Genomic DNA, 15012 nt, shown 5'->3' on the forward strand with positions numbered 1-15012 from the left:
TTCAGATGGCGCCCTGCTCGCGAGCGCGGGCGACGGCCGAGGTGCGCGAGCGCACCCCGAGTTTCGCGTAGATGTGCACCAGGTGCGACTTCACGGTGGTTTCGCTGAGGAACAATTCCTTGGCGATCTCGCGGTTGGACTTGCCGTCCGCGACCAGGCGCAGCACCTCGATCTCGCGCGGGCTGAGCGTGGTGTCGGCGCGGCGGACGCGGGTCATCAGCTTGGACGCCACCGCCGGCGACAGCACGCTCTCCCCCGCGGCCGCCGAGCGCACTGCGGCGAGCAGTTCCTGCGGCGGGGTGTCCTTCAGGATGTAACCGCAGGCGCCGGCCTCGATCGCGCCGAGAATGTCGGCGTCGGTGTCGTAGTTGGTGACCACCAGGACATTCGGCGGTTGCGGGAGGGCGCGCAGTTCGGTGGTCGCGTCGACGCCCGAGCGGCCGGGGCCGAAGCTGAGGTCCATCAGCACCAGGTCGACGGGGGTGGTGGCGCAGAAGGCGACGGCGGCTTCGGCCGAGGACACGTCGTCGACGACGGTGATGTCGCCGCTGCCCTCCAGCAGGGCGCGCAGGCCCGCGCGCACGATCGCGTGATCGTCGGCCAGTAGCAGGCGGATCATGCGCGCTCCTCGGTCGTGCGCACCGGGCACAGGCTGCCGACCGGGCTCGAATTATGCGGCGCCGGAACCGGTTCCAGCGGAAACGATACGGTGACCGCGGTGTGGCCCGGCTCGGATTCGACCGCGAAGGTACCGCCCTGCTGCTCGACCCGGGACCGCGTGGCGGCCAAACCGAACGAGCCCGTGGGCGCTTTCGCCAGCACGGCGGGTTCGATGCCGATGCCGTTGTCGACCACGTCGAGCAGTACCTCGTCGTCGGAATAGGTGAGGGTGAGCCGCATACGGTCGGCCCGCGCGTGCTGGACCACATTGGATACCGCGCCCTGCGCGATGCGCACCAGAGCCGCCTCCACGGGCATCGGCAAGCGCTCGGGCGTGCCTTCGACCACCAGCTGAGCCGTAACCCCTTCGGCGCGCAGGCAGATGCGCTCCAGCGCCTGCGCGAGCGACTGGCCGTCCAGGGCGGCGGGCGCCAATTCGGCGATCAGTCTGCGGGTTTCGGCGAGATTCTCGGCGGCTGTCTCGCGGGCGAGCCGAATCTGTTGCAGCGCGGGATGTTCCGGTGCGGACCGTTCGGCGGCGTGCAGCAGCAGTTGGATGCTGCTGAGGCCCTGCGCGACGGTGTCGTGGATCTCCTGCGCGAGCCGCTCCCGTTCGGCGAGCTTGCCCGCGTTGCGTTCCTGCTCGGCGAGCGTCTCCCGGGTGCTGATCAATTCGTCGATCAGGCGCTGCCGTTCGGCGGCTTCACGGAACATCGCCTGGTAGCCCAGTCCGATGCCGACGGCCACGGCCGCGCCGATGATCGGCCCGATCACCCCGCCCACCGACCAGCCGCGCTGGAAGCCGAACCCGGCGACCGCGACGACGGTCGCCGCGACCACCGCGAGCAGGCTCCACGGGCGCGGCAGCAGATGCAGATAGAGGAAGAACAGCCCGAACGCGAGGTACCCGGCGTCCGGGGCGAGCGGGACCAGGCAGAGCCACAGCAGGGTGAGCAGCCCGAGCCAGGCCCGGATCGCGGTCGGCTGCTGGCCGACCTTCGACCCGGCGAAGTAGGTGAGCAGGAAGGCTCCGACGAGCAGCACGACCGGGATCGAGTGATCGGCGCCCGGCAGCAGCCCGCGCACCGCGGTGACCGCCGCCAGCGCCGTCACCAGCACATGCAGGCCCAGCCGCAGCGCGGTGAAGACAGGGGTGAGCGGCGACGAGTGCACGTTGCCAGCTTATGTGCGGTTACCCCGATGGCATCCACCGAAAGGTGTAATCGGCCGCCCTCCCTTCTACCGGCGTGGGGTCGATCCCCCGCGCGATGGCCGCGCCGCGGTTTCGGAGGACGGTGAAGTCATGTTCGTCGCACTGAGGGATCTCCGGGCCGCCCGCGGCCGATTCGGCCTGATCGCGCTGGTCGTCACGCTGGTGGCGCTGCTGGTGAGTTTCCTGAGCGGACTCACCGCCGGGCTCGCGCATCAGAATATTTCGGCCGTCGACTCGCTGCGGGCCGAGCACCTGGTGTTCGCCGACAGCGGCGCGGATCCCTCGTTCGAGGGTTCCGCGCTGAGCCAGGATCAGGTGACCGCGTGGCAGCGGGCCGCCGGTGCGGGCGGCACTGTGGAGCCGGTCGGGATCAGCCGCGCCGAAGCCGATCGGGCCGGGTCGCCGCCCGCGCAGGTCGCGCTCTTCGGGGCCACCGCCGGCACTGTCGGCAATCGTGCGGCAACCGATACCGGCCGCATCGTGCTGAGCAGCGGCGCGGCCACGGACCTGCACGCCGCCGCCGGCGACACCGTCGGCCTGGGCGGACGCACCTTCACGGTGGCCGCCGTCGAGGGCGACGACTGGTACAGCCACACCCCCGTGGTCTGGCTGACGCCCGCCGACTGGCAGGCGGTGAGCCCGCGCGGCGGCGTGGCCACGGTGCTCGCGGTGACCGGCGTCGCCGGGGTGGACGCGGTGAACGCCGCCGCGCACACCACCACGACCACCGTGTCCGGCGCGCGCTCCGCCCTGGCCTCCTACCAGGCCGAGAACGGTTCGCTCACCTTGATGACGGTGCTGCTGTTCGCCATCTCGGCCTTGGTGATCGGCGCGTTCTTCACGGTGTGGACCGTGCAGCGGATGCCCGACATCGCGACGCTGAAAGCCCTGGGCGCCACCTCCGGCTCGCTCGTCCGCGACGCGCTCGGCCAGGCCGCGATCGTGCTCGCCGCCGGCGTCACGGCGGGACTCGGGATCACCGTCGCCGCGGCCACGGTGCTGGGCGACGCGCTGCCGTTCGTGCTGAGCCCCGCGACCACCCTGCTACCGGCCGCCGCCCTGATCGTGCTCGGCCTGGTCGGTGCTGCGTTCGCGCTGCGCTTCCTGTTCACCACCGACCCGCTCACCGCGCTCGGCACCGCTCGCTGACCGCTCGAAATCGCTTGGAGCACACCATGACCACCCTGACCGTCGACGATGTCACCCTCACCTACCCGGACGGCGGCGGCCGCCTCACCGCCCTGAACCGGGTGAATCTGACGGTCGGCGGCGGCGAAATCGCCGCCATCACCGGGCCTTCCGGCTCCGGCAAGTCCAGCCTGCTCGCCACGGTCGCCACCCTGATCCGCCCGGACTCCGGCCACGTCCGCCTCGAAACACCGGACCGCGCGGTCGATCTCGCGGCATTGAGCCGTCGCGAAGCCGCGTCCGTCCGGCGTTCCGACATCGGCATCGTCTTCCAGCAGCCGAACCTGATCCCCGCACTCACCGCCGTCGAACAGCTCGAGGCCATGTCCCACCTCGGCCAGAGCTGGTTCACCGCACCCGGCGTGCGCCGCCGAACCCACACCAAGGCAAGGGAATTGCTGGCCGCGGTCGGCCTGGCCGAGCAGCACGGCAAGCGCCCCGCCCAGCTCTCGGGCGGCCAGCGCCAGCGCGTCAATATCGCGCGCGCCCTGATGAACGACCCCGCGCTGCTCGTCATCGACGAACCCACCAGCGCCTTGGACACCGAACGCGGTTCCGCCGTCATCGATCTCATCCTCGACGTGGTCCGCGCGCACCACGCCGCCACCCTGCTGGTCACCCACGACCGGACCCACCTGCACCAGATGACCTCGGTCTACACCATGACCGACGGCGTACTCACCCCATCGCGGACCGCCGCCGCCGCCTGAGCGTCAGGCGCTGCGCAGCACCAGGACCGTGATCTCGCTCGGTGCGAAGACGCGCAATTGCGGACCCCAGAAGCCGGTGCCGCGGCTGGTGTAGAGCTGGGTGTCGCCGTGCCGGGACAGGCCCGCGACAACCGGCTGCTCGAGCCGGACCAGGTAGTGGAAGGGCCAGATCTGGCCGCCGTGGGTGTGGCCCGAGATCTGCAGTGCCACACCGGCCGCGGCGGCATCGGTGACCTGGCGAGGCTGATGGGCGAGCAGGACGATCGGCAGGGCGGGGTCCGCGCCCGCGAGGGCCGCCGTCAGGTTCGGGCCGTGGCCCGGGAGGCTGGTGCCGGTCGGGTCGTCGATGCCGGCGAGCACCAGCCGGTCGCCGCCGCGGGTGAGGATCTCGTGCTGGTTGTGCATGGGCTGCCAGCCGAGTCCGGCCATGTGGTCGATCCAGCCCTGGGCGTCGCCGAAGTATTCGTGGTTGCCGGTGATGTAGAACCGGCCCAGCGGGGCCTCGATCTTGCCGAGCGGATCCACCTGCGGATGCCGCTTCGCGACCGAGCCGTCGGCGAGATCACCCGCGTGGCAGGCGATATCGGGCTGCAGGGAGTTCACGACCTCGACCACGCGCTCCGACCAGCGCAGGCGGTCCAGCGCGGCGAAGTGGGTGTCGGTGATCACCACCAGGCGCACCCCGTCCAGTCCCGCGCCGAGGCCGCGGATCGGCACCTCGCGCGTGCGCACCCGGGGCACCCGGCGCGCCTCGAAGATCCCGTAGGCCACCAGCGCCGCGCTGACCACCAGCACGCCGGCCGCGACCAGGCGCGAGCGCGCGGGATCGGCCACACCCGCCACCGCCAATCCGAGCCCGGCGATGTTCCCGAGCACCGACCAGCTGAACAGCACCCACAGCACGCCGAGCATGGTGTCGCCGACGATCGAGGCCGGATCCGACTGCGCGGGCCCATGGCCGCGGAACATCGACGCGGGCAGCAGCAGGTACCCGAGCAGGAAGACCGCCGTCCCGCTCCAGAACACCGTGCCGGAACTGGTCGCGCCGACCAGGGTCCACCACGGGAGCAGGAAGAGCAGAGCGGGAATCGCCAGGAAGAGGGCGATGCGGGGCACGTATTTCACAGCATTTTCCTCACGACCGTCCGACTCGGCCAGGTTATACCTCGACGGCGGGCGCCGAACCGAGCAGTGCGGCGCGCTGGCCGCGCACCTGCGCGCAGAGCGCGTCGACGATGGCGGTGACCTCCGGGCGGCGCAGCGTCTCGGTGCGCGTCACCAGCCAGTAGGTCAGGCGCACCGAGATCGCGGTGCGCAGCACCCGGGTGAGATCGGGGTGCCGATCGGCCATGAAGCAGGGCAGCAGGCCCAGCCCCGCGGCGGCGCGGGTGGCCTCCACGTGCACGAAAACATTGGTGGAGGTGACGGATTCGCGCATGGCGGTGGCGAAACCGGCGGCCAGGTCGAGGTCGTCGACCTGGAGCATGGAGTCGATGAAGTAGACGAGCGGATAGCGCGCCAGGTCGGCCACGGACTCCGGGGATCCGTGCTCGCGCAGGTAGTCGCGGGAGCCGTAGAGGCCGAGGCAGTAGTCACCGAGGCGAATCGCCTTGGCGCGCAGCACCTGTGGTTCGCCGACAACGACCTCGATATCGAGGCCAGTGCGCTGCTGGGAGGCCCGCCGGGTCGCGGTGACGATCTCGACCGAGATGCCGGGGTGCTGCCGCTGCACCTCGGCGATGGCGGGCGCGGCGAGATAGGCGCTGAAGCCGTCGGTGGCCGAGATCCGGACGACGCCCTCGAGCACCCGGTTCCCCGCCGCGCCGGGACTCAGGGATTTCACGGCGGTTTCGACCGCCTCGGCCGCGACCAGGGCGTCCCGCCCCAGGTCGGTGAGCTCCCAGCCGCCGCTGACGCGGGTCAGCACCCGGCCCCCGAGCGTTTCCTCCAGCGCCGCGATGCGCCGGGAGATGGTGGTGTGGTTCAACCCGAGTTCGTCGGCGGCGGAGACGAACCGCCCGGACCGGCCGACCGCGAGCAGGATCAGCAGGTCATCCGCACTCGGACGGCGAGAAGCACCGGAACTCATATCTGCATCTTTGCAGAGCCGAGGTGCGCAACTGGGCATTGCTCCCGAGCAGATCTGCACGAATACTCAGGCCCAGCTAGAAATTGTGGGTCCCATCACAGCGGCGACACCGGCGTATGGGTGCCCGAGCGTTAGGAGATGTTCGATGAGCGTGCGCAATCCCGTGCGGCCGACCGGCGGCGAGCCCGGTGCCCCCTCCGGACTCAGACGGGTGGTCGCCGCATCCATGGCGGGCACGGTCGTCGAGTGGTACGAGTTCTTCCTCTACGGCACCGCGGCGACGCTGGTGTTCAGCAAGGTCTTCTTCGCCGCGGGCACCAGTGAGCTGGACGCGATCCTGGCCGCGTTCGTCACCTACGCGGTGGGCTTCGCGGCGCGGCCGCTGGGCGGCATCGTGTTCGGGCACTTCGGCGACAAGTACGGCCGCAAGAAGCTGCTGCAATTCAGCCTGGTGCTGGTCGGCGCCGCCACCTTCCTGATGGGCTGTCTGCCCACCTTCGCCCAGATCGGTTACTGGGCACCGGCATTGCTGGTGACGCTGCGCTTCATCCAGGGCTTCGCGGTGGGCGGCGAGTGGGGCGGCGCGGTCCTGCTGGTCGCCGAGCACAGCCCGAGCGCGCGGCGCGGTTTCTGGGCGAGCTGGCCGCAAGCCGGTGTGCCCGTGGGTAATCTGCTGGCCACCCTCGCGCTGCTGGTGCTGACCTCGACGCTGTCCGACGCCGCCTTCCTGAGCTGGGGCTGGCGCGTGGCGTTCTGGCTGTCGGCGGTGGTGGTGCTGGTCGGCTACTACATCCGCACCAAGGTCACCGACGCACCGATCTTCGTTGCGGCGCAGCGTGAGGTCGAGCAGATCAAGGCCACCTCGTTCAGCGTGGTGGAGGTGCTCAAGCGTTATCCCCGTGGGGTTTTCACCGCGATGGGCCTGCGGTTCGGCGAGAACATCCTCTATTACCTGGTGGTCACCTTCACCATCACCTATCTGAAGGTGCACGTCGGTACCGACACCAAGGTGATCCTGTGGTGGCTGCTGGTCGCGCACGCCGTGCACTTCGCCGCCATCCCGCTGGCCGGGTATCTCAGCGACCGAATCGGCCGGCGCCCGGTCTATTTCGCGGGCGCGATCACCGGCGGCACCTGGGGCTTCTTCGCCTTTCCGATGATGGACAGCGGGCACAACGTGGTGATCCTGTCGGCCATCATCATCGGTCTGGTGTTCCACGCCCTGATGTATGCCGCGCAGCCCGCCATCATGGCGGAGATGTTTCCGACCCGGATGCGGTATTCCGGCGTGTCCCTCGGCTATCAGGTGACCTCGATCGTGGCCGGTTCGCTGGCGCCGATCATCGCGGTGCGGCTGCTGAACACCTTCGACTCCTCGGTGCCGATCGCCTGGTATCTCGCCGGTGCGGCCACCGTCACCGCGGTCGCGGTCTTGTTCGCCCGGGAGACAAAGGGTTTGGACCTCGCCAGCGTCGACGAGGCGGACCGCGTGATGATCGCCGAGCCCGCGGTGGCCAAATGAGCGAGCTCGACGGCCGTTCCGCGCTGGTGACCGGCGGGGCGAGCGGGATCGGCGCGGCCTGCGCCCGCCTGCTCGCCGCGCGCGGGGCCACCGTCACCATCGCCGATGTCGACGAGGCCGGCGCGAAGGAGCTCGCCCACGAACTGGGCGGGAAGGCCTGGGCCGTGGATCTGCTCGATGTCGGCGCGCTGGAAGACCTCCGGCTCGACGTCGACATCCTGGTGAACAACGCCGGGGTACAGCGGATCTCGCCGCTCGAGGAATTCCCGCCCGCGGAGTTCCGCCACCTGCTCACCCTCATGGTAGAGGCGCCGTTCCTGCTGATCCGCGCGGCGCTACCGCACATGTACCGCACAGGTTTCGGGCGGATCGTCAATATCTCCTCGGTGCACGGCCTGCGCGCCTCCGCCTACAAGGCGGCTTACGTGACGGCCAAGCACGCCCTGGAGGGCCTGTCCAAGGTGACGGCGCTGGAGGGCGGACCGCACGGGGTGACCAGCAACTGCGTCAACCCCGGCTACGTCCGAACTCCGCTGGTGGACAAGCAGATCACCGATCAGGCCCGCACGCACGGCATCCCGGAGCAGGAAGTGATCGAGAAGATCATGCTCACCGAGAGCGCGATCAAACGTCTCGTCGAACCGGAAGAGGTCGCGGCGCTGGTGGGCTGGCTCGCCGGCACGGACGCGGGCATGGTCACCGGCGCGTCCTACACCATGGACGGCGGCTGGAGCGCACGATGACGGGCGGCGGCCGCATGAGGGGCGGCCGCCCAGCCCTATGCCAGCGCCGCCAGCACCATCTGCCGCAGGATCGGCCGGGCGCGGGCGGCGGTGGCCCGGGAGGCGCTGTGCGGGGTCGAGTTCATCAACCCGAAGACCGCGTGCGCGCGCACCCGCGCCGTCTCTTCCGCAAGCTCGGGATGCAGTTCGCGCAGCACCCCGACCCAGACCTCGACATATTGCCGCTGGGTCCGCCGCAGTTCGCGCCGCGAGGCGACCGGGACGTTCTCCAGGTCGCGATCCTGGATGCGGATCAGTTCGGGGTCGCCGAGCGCGAAGTCCAGGTGGAAGTCGACCAGCGCGGCCAGGGCAGCCTCGGCCGCGGCGGCCTGGGCCACCACCGCCTTGCCGCCGTCGAACAGCCGCTGGCTGACGCCCACGAGGAGCTCGACCAGCAGCGCCTCTTTGTTCGGGAAGTGCCGGTAGACCGCCGGCCCGCTGATCCCGACGGCGGCGCCCAGGTCGTCCAGGCGCATGCCGAGGAAGCCGCGCTCGGCGATCAACCGGGCTCCGGCTTCCAGCAGCTGCCCGCGGCGCTGCGCTTTCAACTGCTCGCGGCGGGTGGGCGCGACTGACTCGGCGCTGGTCACACGCACTCCTCTCAACCGTCCTGGACAACTCGGTTAATCAACATTAACCTGAATTCCAGTTATCGGCGACTAACTGACCGACAGGACTTCAGTGATGGTGCTTACTCAACAGGTGGGAAACCCTTCGGGGACGGCAGCCGGCGGGGCGGGTAAGCTCCGCGCACTCGAAGCGCTGACCGGTGACCTGCGCGAGCGGCTGGCCGCGGCCGCGCTCGGTGGCCCGGCCAAGGCCCGCGAGCGGCATCTCGCGCGCGGCAAGCTGCTCCCCCGGCAGCGGGTGGACCAGCTGCTCGATCCGGGCAGCCCGTTCCTGGAGCTCTCGCCGCTGGCGGCCACCGGCATGTACGGCGACGAGTGCCCCGGCGCGGGCATCATCACCGGCATCGGGCGGGTCTCGGGCCGCGAGTGCGTGATCGTGGCCAACGACGCGACCGTCAAGGGCGGCACCTACTACCCGATGACGGTGAAGAAGCACCTGCGCGCCCAGGAGGTCGCGCTGCAGAACCACCTGCCGTGCCTCTACCTGGTCGATTCGGGCGGCGCGTTCCTGCCGCACCAGGACGAGGTGTTCCCGGACCGGGAGCATTTCGGCCGCATCTTCTACAACCAGGCGACCATGAGCGCCGCGGGCATTCCGCAGATCGCGGCGGTGCTCGGCTCCTGCACCGCGGGCGGCGCCTACGTCCCGGCGATGAGCGACGAGGCGGTGATCGTGCGCAATCAGGGCACCATCTTCCTCGGCGGCCCGCCGCTGGTGAAGGCCGCCACCGGCGAGGTCGTCACCGCCGAGGAGCTCGGCGGCGGCGAATTGCACTCCCGCACTTCCGGAGTCACCGATCATCTGGCCGAGGACGATCAGGACGCGCTGCGCATCGTGCGCCGGATCGTGGCCACGCTGGGGCCGCGCCCGGCGAGCCCGTGGGACGTGCTGCCCGTCACCGCGCCCGCCGCGCCGGAAACCGAGCTCTACGACGTCGTCCCGGCCGATCTGCGCACGCCCTACGACGTGCGCGCGGTGATCGAGCGAATCATCGACGGCAGCACCGATTTCCACGAGTTCAAGGCCGAGTACGGCAAGACCCTGGTCACCGGTTTCGCCCGCATCCACGGGCACCCGGTCGGGATCATCGCCAACAACGGCGTGCTGTTCGCCGAATCCGCCCAGAAGGGCGCGCATTTCATCGAGCTGTGCGACAAGCGCAAGATCCCGCTGCTGTTCCTGCAGAACATCACCGGCTTCATGGTGGGCCGCGACTACGAGGCCGGCGGCATCGCCAAGCACGGCGCGAAGATGGTGACCGCCGTGGCCTGCGCGCGGGTGCCGAAGCTGACCGTGGTGATCGGCGGCTCCTACGGCGCGGGCAACTACTCCATGTGCGGGCGCGCGTATTCGCCGCGCTTCCTGTGGATGTGGCCGAACGCGCGCATCTCGGTCATGGGCGGCGAGCAGGCCGCCTCGGTGCTGTCCACCGTGCGCGGCGACCAGCTCGACGCGAACGGGCAGCCCTGGTCGGCCGAGGACGAGGAGGCGTTCAAGGCGCCGATCCGCGATCAGTACGAGCAGCAGGGCAACCCCTACTACTCCACCGCCCGGCTCTGGGACGACGGCGTGATCGACCCGGCCGACACCAGAACCGTGCTCGGACTTGCCCTTTCGGTGTGCGCGCAAGCGCCGCTCGAACCTGTTTCCTACGGCGTCTTCCGGATGTGAAGGAGCGTCAGCGAGTGAACCAAAGATACAGTGCGCCGTCGCGCACGACCGAGCCGAGCGCCAGCGAGGCGCGGAAGTGAGCGACATGCTGAACAATTCTCACCCCGTCGGCTTCGACACCGTGCTGGTCGCCAACCGCGGCGAGATCGCGGTGCGCGTCATCCGGACCTTGCGCGCCATGGGAATTCGCTCGGTCGCGGTCTACAGCGACGCCGACGCGGACGCCCGCCACGTGCACGAGGCCGATACCGCGGTGCGGCTGGGCCCGGCGCCCGCGCGCGAGAGTTACCTGTCCATCGACAAGGTCGTCGCGGCGGCGGTGCGCACCGGGGCCCAGGCCGTGCACCCGGGCTACGGATTCCTCTCTGAGAACGCCGCTTTCGCCGCCGCACTGAGCGCCGCCGGCATCGTGTTCCTCGGTCCGCCCGCGCGAGCGATCGAGATCATGGGCGACAAGATCGCCGCCAAGAACACCGTCGCCGCGTTCGACGTCCCTGTCGTGCCCGGCATCGCCCGGCCCGGCCTCACCGACGCCGACCTGATCGCGGCGGCCGCCGAAGTCGGCTATCCGGTGCTGGTCAAGCCGTCGGCGGGCGGCGGCGGCAAGGGTATGCGGATGGTCGAGGATCCGGCCCAGCTGCCGGCCGCGCTGGTGAGCGCGCGCCGCGAAGCGGCCTCCGCCTTCGGCGACGACACCCTGTTCCTGGAGCGCTTCGTCACCCGGCCGCGCCATATCGAGGTGCAGGTGCTGGCCGACGAATTCGGCACCGTGCTGCATCTGGGCGAGCGCGAGTGCAGCTTGCAGCGCAGGCATCAGAAGGTGATCGAGGAAGCTCCCTCACCGCTGCTGGACGCCGCGACCCGCGCCAGAATCGGTGCGGCGGCCTGCAATACGGCCCGCAGCGTGAACTATGTCGGCGCGGGCACCGTCGAGTTCATCGTCTCGGCGGACCGGCCGGACGAGTTCTTCTTCATGGAGATGAACACCCGCCTGCAGGTGGAGCATCCGGTGACCGAGCTGGTCACCGGTGTCGACCTGGTGGAATGCCAGGTGCGGGTGGCGGCCGGGCAGAAGCTCGGGGTGGCCCAGGAGGACATCCGGATGACCGGGCATGCCATCGAGGCCCGGGTCTACGCCGAGGATCCCGGCCGCGGGTTCCTGCCCACCGGCGGCACGGTGCTGGACCTGTCGGAGCCGGAAGGCGCCGGGGTCCGGGTGGATTCGGGCCTGCGGGCCGGGACCGTGGTCGGCAGCGACTACGACCCGATGCTGTCCAAGGTGATCGCGCACGCACCCGACCGGGCCGCGGCGATCGCGAAACTCGATCGGGCACTGGGTGATACCGTGCTGCTGGGCCTCACCAGCAATATCGAGTTCCTGCGTTTCCTGCTGGCCGATCCGGACGTGGCGGCGGGCCGCCTGGACACCGGGCTGCTGGATCGCCGGGTCGGCGATTTCCGGCCCGCCGTGGCCGGGCCCGACCTGTTCGTCGCCGCGGCGGCCTACCACTGGCTGCGGAACTGGCCCAGCGGCGCGGCGGATCCGTGGGACCTGCCCACCGGCTGGCGGCTCGGCTCCCCCGCGCCCACCACGATCCGGCTCACCAGTGGTGACCGCACCGAGCACGTCCACTTCACCGGGTCACCCGGCAATGCCTCGGTCCACCTCAACGGCGACGAGCCACTGTCTCTCACCGCTTCTTTCACATCTCCCGGCTCCGATCGCCGCCTGGAACTGACGCTGGACGGCCTGCGTCAGGACTACCGGATCGCCGAACACGAAGAACAGCTGTGGGTTTCGGGCCCCTCCGGCGTCGCCATGCTGCGCGAAGCTCCCGAGGAACGGGTCCGTAAGGACGGCGAGCAGGTCACCGACGCCGAAATCCGCAGCCCCATGCCGGGTTCGGTGATCGCCGTCCTCGTCGAGCCCGGTGCCTCGGTCGACGCGGGGGCGCCGATCGTGGTTGTCGAGGCCATGAAGATGGAGCACACGCTCACCGCGCCGATCGCCGGCACCGTCGAAATTCTCGTCGCCGCGGGCGCGCAGGTCCGCCTGGATCAGCCCCTGGCCCGCGTCATCGTTCCGAACAGCTCCGCACCAGAAGGACTTCCCGTATGACCGACTTCCTATCCACCGGCACGCTGCCCGAGGACTACCGCGACCTGGCCCTGACCGTCCGCGATTTCGCGCAGTCGGTCGTCGCCCCGGTCGCCGCCGAGCACGACGCCAACCACACCTTCCCGTACGAGGTCGTCGCGGGCATGGCCGAGATGGGCTTGTTCGGGCTGCCGTTCCCGGAAGAGTTCGGCGGCATGGGCGGCGACTATTTCGCGCTCTGCCTTGCGCTGGAGGAACTCGGCAAGGTCGACCAGAGCGTGGCGATCACCCTGGAGGCCGGCGTCTCCCTGGGCGCGATGCCGATCTACCGCTTCGGCAACGACAAGCAGCGCCAGGAGTGGCTGCCGCAGTTGACCTCCGGTCGCGCGCTGGCCGCGTTCGGCCTGACCGAACCCGGCGCGGGCAGCGACGCGGGCGGCACCCGCACCACCGCCACCGTGGACAGCGGCGACTGGATCATCAACGGCAGCAAGCAGTTCATCACCAACTCCGGCACCGACATCACCCGCCTGGTCACCGTGACCGCGGTGACCGGCGTGCGCGAGGGCAAGAAGGAGATCTCCACCATCCTGGTGCCCACCGACACCCCCGGGTTCGTCGCCGAGCCCGCCTACAACAAGGTCGGCTGGAACGCCTCCGACACCCACCCGCTGAGCTTCACCGACGTGCGCGTCCCGGAGGAGAACCTGCTCGGCGAGCGCGGTCGCGGCTACGCCAACTTCCTGCGCATCCTGGACGAGGGCCGGATCGCGATCGCCGCGCTGGCGGTCGGCGCGGCGCAGGGGTGCGTCGACGAGAGCGTGCGCTACGCCAAGGAGCGCGAGGCGTTCGGCCGGACCATCGGCCGCAACCAGGCCATCGCCTTCAAGATCGCCCGGATGGAGGCGCGCGCGCACGCCGCCCGCACCGCCTACTACGACGCCGCCGCCTTGATGCTGGCCGGAAAGCCCTTCAAGAAGCAGGCCGCCATCGCCAAGCTGGTGGCCAGCGAGGCGGCGATGGACAACGCCCGCGACGCCACCCAGGTCTTCGGCGGCTACGGTTTCATGAACGAATACGCTGTGGCCAGGCACTATCGCGACAGCAAGATCCTGGAAATCGGCGAGGGCACAACGGAGGTTCAGCTGATGCTGATCGGTCGGGAGCTAGGACTGTGAAAACCGTGGAGCAGCGCGGCCTCTGGTTCGAGGAGTTCGAGACCGACACGGTCTACGCGCACCGGCCCGGGCGCACCATCACCGAGGCCGACAATGTCCTGTTCACCACGCTGACCATGAATACCCAGGCGCTGCACCTGGACGCGGCCTTCGCCGACGATCAGCCGCCGTTCAACCAGCGGCTGGTGAACTCGATGTTCACCCTGTCCACGCTGATCGGGTTGTCGGTCGCGCAGCTGACCCAGGGCACGCTGGTGGCCAACCTCGGGTTCTCCGAGGTCGGCTTTCCGAAGCCGCTGTTCCACGGCGACACCATGTACGCCGAGACCGTGGTCACCGAGAAGCGGGAATCCAAGTCCCGCCCGGGCGAAGGGATCGTCACACTCGTGCACACCGCGCGCAATCAGCACGGCGACATCGTGGCCACCGCCACCCGCAGCACGCTGGTCCGGAAGCGGCCCGCATGAGCACGGGGCCCGGATGGCTGTTCTGCCCGGCCGATCGTCCGGAGCGCTTCGAAAAAGCCGCCGCGGCAGCCGATGTCGTCATCCTCGATCTGGAGGACGGCGTGGCGGCCCGCGACAAGGCGGCGGCGCGCAAGGCGCTCACCGACACCCCGCTCGATCCGGAAACCACGGTGGTGCGGGTCAATCCGTACGGTACCGAGGAGCACACCCTCGATCTGCATGCGCTCGCGCAAACCGGGTATCGGCGGGTCATGCTGCCGAAATGCGAATCGGGCGAACAGGTCCGGGGTCTCGCGCAGTGCGAGGTGATCGCGCTGATCGAGTCGCCGCTGGGCGCGCTGACGGTCACCGAGATCATGCACGTCGACAATGCCGTCGGCGTGATGTGGGGCGCGGAGGATCTGCTGGCCGGGCTCGGCGGCACCGCCAGCCGGCACGCGGACGGCAGCTACCGCGACGTGGCCCGGCACGTGCGATCCACCACGCTGCTCGCGGCCAAGGCCTACGGCAAGTTCGCGCTGGACTCGGTGTATCTGGATATTCGTGACCTGGACGGGCTGCGCGCCGAGTCGGAAGACGCGGTGGCGGTGGGCTTCGACGCCAAGGTGGCGATCCATCCCAGCCAGGTGCCGGTCATCCGGGCGGCCTATGCGCCGTCGGAGGCCGAGGCGGACTGGGCCCGGCGGGTACTCGCCGAGGTGCCGAACCATCGCGGGGTCTTCGCGTTCGAGGGCCGGATGGTCGACGCACCTGTCCTGCGGCACGCCGAGCAGGTCCTGCGGCGCGCACGCTGAAACGCTGAGA

14 protein-coding genes are annotated in these 15012 nt (G+C 70.0%); 9 read left to right on the forward strand and 5 right to left on the reverse strand.

Features of this window, described 5'->3' with window-relative positions; translation table 11 throughout:
- Position 1: 1 nt before the first annotated feature.
- Positions 2-619, reverse strand: a complete 618-nt coding sequence (locus AB0H76_RS20710; protein ID WP_357326315.1) for a response regulator transcription factor — start codon at positions 617-619, stop codon at positions 2-4.
- Positions 616-1833, reverse strand: coding sequence for a sensor histidine kinase (locus AB0H76_RS20715; protein ID WP_357326318.1), 1218 nt, complete (start codon positions 1831-1833; stop codon positions 616-618). The genes AB0H76_RS20710 and AB0H76_RS20715 overlap by 4 nt, the downstream gene beginning before the upstream one ends.
- A 130-nt stretch (positions 1834-1963) precedes the next feature.
- Here AB0H76_RS20715 and AB0H76_RS20720 point away from each other — a divergent pair, with 130 nt between their 5' ends.
- Entirely contained in the window at positions 1964-3022 is a 1059-nt protein-coding gene (locus AB0H76_RS20720) for an ABC transporter permease (RefSeq protein ID WP_357326321.1), read from the forward strand.
- 26 nt (positions 3023-3048) lie between these two features.
- Complete coding sequence (locus AB0H76_RS20725) at positions 3049-3771, forward strand: ABC transporter ATP-binding protein (RefSeq protein WP_357326324.1); 723 nt, start codon at positions 3049-3051, stop codon at positions 3769-3771.
- Positions 3772-3774: 3 nt separating this feature from the next.
- Here AB0H76_RS20725 and AB0H76_RS20730 read toward each other — a convergent pair whose 3' ends face one another.
- Positions 3775-4896 (reverse strand): metallophosphoesterase, encoded by a 1122-nt coding sequence (locus tag AB0H76_RS20730; protein WP_357326327.1) that lies wholly within the window; start codon positions 4894-4896, stop codon positions 3775-3777.
- Positions 4897-4930: 34 nt separating this feature from the next.
- Positions 4931-5899 carry a LysR family transcriptional regulator gene (locus AB0H76_RS20735; RefSeq protein ID WP_357326330.1) on the reverse strand — a complete coding sequence of 323 codons (969 nt, stop codon included), beginning with the start codon at positions 5897-5899 and terminating at the stop codon, positions 4931-4933.
- Positions 5900-6005: 106 nt separating this feature from the next.
- Here AB0H76_RS20735 and AB0H76_RS20740 point away from each other — a divergent pair, with 106 nt between their 5' ends.
- Positions 6006-7382, forward strand: coding sequence for an MFS transporter (locus AB0H76_RS20740; protein ID WP_357326332.1), 1377 nt, complete (start codon positions 6006-6008; stop codon positions 7380-7382).
- Positions 7379-8125: a 3-hydroxybutyrate dehydrogenase gene (locus AB0H76_RS20745; protein ID WP_357326335.1), complete on the forward strand. Its 747-nt coding sequence runs from the start codon at positions 7379-7381 to the stop codon at positions 8123-8125. The genes AB0H76_RS20740 and AB0H76_RS20745 overlap by 4 nt, the downstream gene beginning before the upstream one ends.
- 35 nt (positions 8126-8160) lie before the next feature.
- Here AB0H76_RS20745 and AB0H76_RS20750 read toward each other — a convergent pair whose 3' ends face one another.
- On the reverse strand, positions 8161-8754 hold the full coding sequence (locus AB0H76_RS20750; RefSeq protein WP_357326337.1) for a TetR/AcrR family transcriptional regulator: 594 nt from the start codon (positions 8752-8754) through the stop codon (positions 8161-8163).
- Between the two features lie 94 nt (positions 8755-8848).
- Between AB0H76_RS20750 and AB0H76_RS20755 the strand changes: the two genes are divergently transcribed.
- The 5 genes from AB0H76_RS20755 (at position 8849) to AB0H76_RS20775 (ending at position 15002) form a co-directional block, all read left to right on the forward strand.
- A complete protein-coding gene (locus tag AB0H76_RS20755) occupies positions 8849-10465 on the forward strand; it encodes a carboxyl transferase domain-containing protein (RefSeq protein WP_357326340.1) in 1617 nt (538 codons plus the stop codon).
- Positions 10466-10550: 85 nt separating this feature from the next.
- Positions 10551-12584, forward strand: coding sequence for an acetyl/propionyl/methylcrotonyl-CoA carboxylase subunit alpha (locus AB0H76_RS20760; protein WP_357326343.1), 2034 nt, complete (start codon positions 10551-10553; stop codon positions 12582-12584).
- On the forward strand, positions 12581-13741 hold the full coding sequence (locus tag AB0H76_RS20765) for an acyl-CoA dehydrogenase family protein (RefSeq protein WP_357326346.1): 1161 nt from the start codon (positions 12581-12583) through the stop codon (positions 13739-13741). Before AB0H76_RS20760 ends, AB0H76_RS20765 begins: the two co-directional genes overlap by 4 nt.
- Positions 13738-14208: a MaoC family dehydratase gene (locus tag AB0H76_RS20770; RefSeq protein WP_357326348.1), complete on the forward strand. Its 471-nt coding sequence runs from the start codon at positions 13738-13740 to the stop codon at positions 14206-14208. Before AB0H76_RS20765 ends, AB0H76_RS20770 begins: the two co-directional genes overlap by 4 nt.
- Entirely contained in the window at positions 14205-15002 is a 798-nt protein-coding gene (locus tag AB0H76_RS20775) for a CoA ester lyase (RefSeq protein ID WP_357326351.1), read from the forward strand. The genes AB0H76_RS20770 and AB0H76_RS20775 overlap by 4 nt, the downstream gene beginning before the upstream one ends.
- The last annotated feature ends 10 nt before the right edge of the window (positions 15003-15012 follow it).

The sequence above is a fragment of the Nocardia sp. NPDC050712 genome (assembly GCF_040654295.1).
Taxonomy (GTDB): domain Bacteria; phylum Actinomycetota; class Actinomycetes; order Mycobacteriales; family Mycobacteriaceae; genus Nocardia.